Raw genomic sequence first — 4753 nt, 5'->3', positions numbered from 1 at the left:
TAACAGGAGCCTACAAAGTTAAGACATCGATTATCACCTTTTACAGCAGAATTTGGAGTCAAGCATTTGATCTCAAATTTTCCAAGGGTCAGTGGATTTTTGGGTACAGCCCCTACTGGAGAGCGCTTCTAGAAGCTAAGCTCCAAAACAGCGAATACTATCCAATATCTTGCGTTGTCAGAACCTTCACCGACGAAAAACACAAGCGCAAGGCCCCCAATGGCAAAATCGTTTTGATCCCGACTAAAGAGCTAAGGATGTTCTTTCTTCCGGCTCCAGGACAGCTTATCAAGCTAACTCCAGAGGAATGCTTTGCCTGCCACAATACAGATGCCCAAACGGGAGAGCCACTCCCCCTCGAGCAAGATGTCAAGTTTTTGTAGTAGCAGCAGTGGGAGTTGGGAAACCCTGCTAGGGCCAATCCCCCAGGACTAGGGCCATGTAGCTTAACCCCAATCAAGAGCTTGGCTCCAGGCGCAACAGGGATCCGTTGGGGGCATCGGTCAATAAGTAGAGCAAGCCATCCGGCCCCTGGCGCACATCTCGGATGCGACCCACCGCTCCTTCTAGCAGGCGCTCTTCTGCCACCACGCGATCCCCCTGCAAAACCAGGCGTGCCAAATGCTGACCGGCCAGCGCTCCCACAAAGAGATTGCCCCGCCACTCAGGAAAGACATCTCCCGTGTAAAAGGCCATGCCAGAAGGGGCAATGGAGGGCGTCCAGTGCAGCAGCGGCGAAGCCAATCCAGGAGCTGCTGCCAGTCCTTGGCCGACCGGTTCGCCGCTGTACTCGCGGCCGTGGGTAATCAGGGGCCAGCCGTAGTTGACACCGGGGGCCAAGATGTTGATCTCGTCCCCCCCTTGCGGCCCATGTTCGTGCGTCCAAATGGCTCCTGTCTCGGGGTGGCGGGTCATTCCCTGAATGTTGCGGTGGCCATAGGTAAAAATTTCCGGCAAAGCCCCTGCTTTTCCCACAAAGGGGTTGTCTGGCGGGATCCCGCCCGTGTCAGTAAGGCGCAACACCTTGCCGGCAGCATCCCCCAGATCCTGGGCCCGATCCTGCTCGCCGCGGTCGCCGGTGCTGATGTAGAGAAACCCTTCTTTGTCAAAGGCCAGGCGGGAGCCGAAGTGCTGTTGGGCAGGGGTTTTGCGCTCCATGTCAAAAATCACTTCCAGATCCTGGAGTCCTCTTTCTCTCAGACGGGCCCGCGCCACTCGCGTCCCCCCGCCGCCTGGCCCAGGAGCTGCATAGGACAAGTAGATCCAGCCGTTCTCTGCGTAGTTGGGGTGCAAGGCAATATCCAGCAGCCCTCCCTGGCCGCGGGCAAACACCTCTGGCACCCCAGCGATGGGCTGGGGATCCAACCCCTGCTCGGTAACTCGGCGCAGCCGGCCCGGACGTTCGGTCACCAGGATGGTTCCGTCTGGCAGAAAGGCCATCCCCCAAGGATGCTCCAACCCGCTTGCCAACGTCACGACCTGGAAGCGCTGCTCTGTCCTGGCTCTGGGCAGAGCTTGGGCGTGATCCCCCTGTTGCAGAGACATGACCGTTTCCGGTCTGACCGGGTAGGCCCCAACAGGGGCGGACAACCCCCCCAAAAGCAACAGCGAGGAGAGGAGTTTTATCGCCGGGATCCTCAGAGCCATTGCCACCTCGTTTTCGCGATGGATTTTGAGGTTTGAGCTAGCCAATCATTGCTGCTGCTCTTCTAAAAAGATGTACCGATGGGAGCAGAGTTGGCTGCGCACAAGAGTGGGGAGCTGCCTGCTCCCTTGCGGCCTTGGGTTAGCCTTGAGGGCAGCATCTGCCCCCAAACCATGCTGGAAGCTAGCGAGATCTTCGGCCAGCCCCAGAGGCAAACCTGTGGATCCCTGCAGGAACTCCAGATCCACCCCAGGGGGATCCGTCTCCTCTGTACCCAGGGCTGCTGGTCTGTGCAGGTGCTCACCCCTCGTCTACTGCGGCTGCGCTTTAGCCCCAGCGGCGAGTTTTTGCCCCGTCGTTCTTGGGATGTGGCTCTGGCGGATGCAGAGTGGCCGCCGGCTCCTTTTGAGCTGCAGGAAAGCCCCACCCAAGTTCACCTCAGCACTTCTCTGGTGCAACTGCAGATTGACCGGGATCCCCTCTGCTTCAGCTTTCGCGATCCCCAGGGCCAGGTCTTTTGTGCCGATATCTCTGGGGGCCTCAGTTGGGGATCCGAGAGCATCCGCCTGGTTAAATCCCTCCACCCCGCCGAGCACATCTACGGCCTGGGAGAACGGGCCGGGCTGCTCAACAAGCGGGGCCGGCGCTACAGCCACTGGACCCGCGACTGCTGGGGCTACGACGCCCACAGTGACAACCTCTATCTGGCCATTCCCTTTGCCTTGCTCCTCCGCCCTGGCCTCTGCTACGGCCTCTTCCTGCACTGCACCCACTGGAGCCAGTTCGACCTGGGCCAGGCGGAGCCTGAACAGTGGGCCATCGAAGTGCGCGCCCCCGAGCTGGACTACTACCTCATCTACGGCCCTACCCCCGCCTTGGTGCTCCAGACCTACACCCAACTCACCGGGCGAACCCCCCTGCCTCCGCTCTGGGCCCTCGGCTACCAGCAGTGCCGCTGGAGCTACGCCAGCGCTACTCAAGTACAGAACATTGCCGAGCAATTTCGCCAGCGCCAGATCCCCTGCGACGTCATCTACCTGGATATCGACTACATGCGCGGCTACCGCGTTTTCACCTGGGATCCCCGCCGCTTTCCCGATCCCGCCCGCCTCACGGCGCAGCTGCATGAAGCCGGCTTTCGAGTGGTGGCCATTGTGGATCCCGGCGTCAAGTTCGATCCCGAAGCCGACTACGCCGTTTTTGACGAGGGCCTGGCCCAAGACTTCTTCATTCGCCGCGCCGACGGCCACCTCTTCCACGGCTATGTTTGGCCGGGCAAAGTTCTCTTCCCCGATTTCTCGCGCCCCGAAGTGCGGCAGTGGTGGGGATCCTGGCAGCGGGTTCTCACTCAAGCCGGTGTGGATGGCATCTGGAACGACATGAATGAGCCGGCCCTCAACGACCGCCCCTTTGGAGATGGGGGCCAAATTGTGGACATCCCCCCCGACGCCCCCCAAGGCCCCCCTGAAGAGCGCACCACCCACGCCGAGGTGCACAACCTCTATGGCCTCCTGATGGCCCGCGCCTCCCGCGAGGGTCTAGAACAGCTCTGCCCCAACCAGCGCCCCTTTGTCCTCACCCGCTCCGGCTTTGCCGGGATCCAGCGCTGGGCTGCCGTCTGGACAGGAGACAACCAATCCTCCTGGGAACATCTGGAGATGTCCCTACCCATGCTCCTCAACCTGGGCCTGTCGGGAGTTAGCTTTGTCGGCGCCGACATCGGCGGCTTCGGGGGCAACGCCACTCCCGAGCTGTTTGCCCGCTGGATGCAAATGGGGCTCCTCTATCCCCTCATGCGCGGCCACAGTGCTCAGGGAACTCGCCCCCACGAACCCTGGAGCTTTGGCCCTGAGGTGGAAGCCATTGCTCGACAGGCCATCCAGCTGCGTTATCAACTGTTGCCCTACCTCTACAGCCTCTTCTGGGAGTCCAGCCAAACCGGCTCCCCCATCCTGCGCCCCCTGTTCTACGAATTCCCTGACGATCCCCAGACCTACGAGATCTCAGACCAAGCCATGCTGGGATCCGCCCTCCTAGCTGCCCCCGTCGTCCGTCCGGGGATCCGCTGCCGCGCTGTCTATCTCCCGGCGGGCACCTGGTTTGACTGGTGGACAGGCCAGGCCCACAGCGGCCCTGGCTATGTGCTGGCCCCCGCCCCCCTTGACCAACTGCCTCTCCTTGTGCGCAGCGGCTCTATCCTGCCCTTAGCTCCTCCCTGCCAGTCCACCACCGACCTGCGCCGTGACCAACTGCGCCTTAAACTCTACCCCGGTGACGGCAGCTTCACCCTCTACGAAGACGACGGCCAAACCCTCGCCTACTCAAGCGGCCAGTGGGCCACCACCACCTTCCGCCTGCACCAGCAGGCCAACCAGCTCCTCCTAGAGATCGAGCCCCGCCACGGTGGCTGGATCCCACCCAAACGCACCTGGATCCTTGAGCCCCTTGGCCAGGCCCCCCTCCTCTTGCCCGACAGCGGCCAGGCCCAGCAGATCTGTCTGTCCAGCCCAGAAAGAGCCCGCCCCTAGTCAACTGCCCTCACCGCCTCCAGCAGCTCGCGGTTGTCCCGCTTGAAGATGGGCAGCCACTCCACATGCTGGTAGCGCAGGATCCCTTGGCTATCCACCACAAAATAGGCCCGCCGTATCCCCAGCAGACTATCCACCCCGTATTGCTGGCTCACCCTCCTGTCCACATCGCTCAGCAAAGGAAACTCCAGCTTGAGCTGCTCGGCAAAGGCTTCGTGCTTGGAGACAGGATCACTGCTAATCCCCAAGATCTCGCACCCTGCTGCCCGAAAAGCTCCCCAATCCTCCCGAAAACAGCGCATCTCGCTCGTACACACCGGCGAGAAGTCCGCCGGGTAAAAAGCCAGCAACACCTTGCTCTTGCCCCGATAGGCCCCCAGCGAAATCGTCGCCCCCTTCGGGATCCCTTTCCCCACTGCAGGCAGGCTGAAGTCAGGAGCTGCAGTCCCAATCACAATCCCCATAAAGCCGTCCGAAACCTTAAAGATCCCCTCACCAGTCTAACGGCGAATCCGGACCCTTGCTCCGTCGGGGGGGATTTTGGTGTGGGGTATTGACATGTGGGTTGGGGTGGGGGTAG

Annotated in this window: 4 protein-coding genes; 2 read left to right on the top strand and 2 right to left on the bottom strand. The window is 61.4% G+C overall.

Features of this window, described 5'->3' with window-relative positions:
• Positions 1 to 383: hypothetical protein (locus NW852_RS11270; protein WP_414426755.1), on the top strand; the 383-nt coding region annotated here is incomplete at its 5' end.
• 73 nt (positions 384 to 456) lie between these two features.
• Here the strand turns inward: NW852_RS11270 and NW852_RS11265 are convergent.
• Positions 457 to 1647 (bottom strand): PQQ-dependent sugar dehydrogenase, encoded by a 1191-nt coding sequence (locus NW852_RS11265; RefSeq protein ID WP_414426754.1) that lies wholly within the window; start codon positions 1645 to 1647, stop codon positions 457 to 459.
• Positions 1648 to 1737: 90 nt separating this feature from the next.
• Here NW852_RS11265 and NW852_RS11260 point away from each other — a divergent pair, with 90 nt between their 5' ends.
• Entirely contained in the window at positions 1738 to 4173 is a 2436-nt protein-coding gene (locus NW852_RS11260) for a glycoside hydrolase family 31 protein (RefSeq protein ID WP_414370979.1), read from the top strand.
• Here the strand turns inward: NW852_RS11260 and NW852_RS11255 are convergent.
• The gene (locus tag NW852_RS11255) at positions 4170 to 4637 is read right to left on the bottom strand and encodes a peroxiredoxin family protein (protein ID WP_414337036.1); all 468 of its coding nucleotides are present in this window, start codon (positions 4635 to 4637) and stop codon (positions 4170 to 4172) included. The two genes, NW852_RS11260 and NW852_RS11255, sit on opposite strands and share 4 nt — an antisense overlap.
• Positions 4638 to 4753 lie beyond the last annotated feature (116 nt).

Origin of the sequence: Synechococcus sp. H60.1, from assembly GCF_047462335.1 — a bacterium.
Taxonomy (GTDB): domain Bacteria; phylum Cyanobacteriota; class Cyanobacteriia; order Thermostichales; family Thermostichaceae; genus Thermostichus.
The sequence above is the reverse complement of the archived record's forward strand: the minus strand, read 5'-3'. Positions and strand labels throughout refer to the sequence as shown.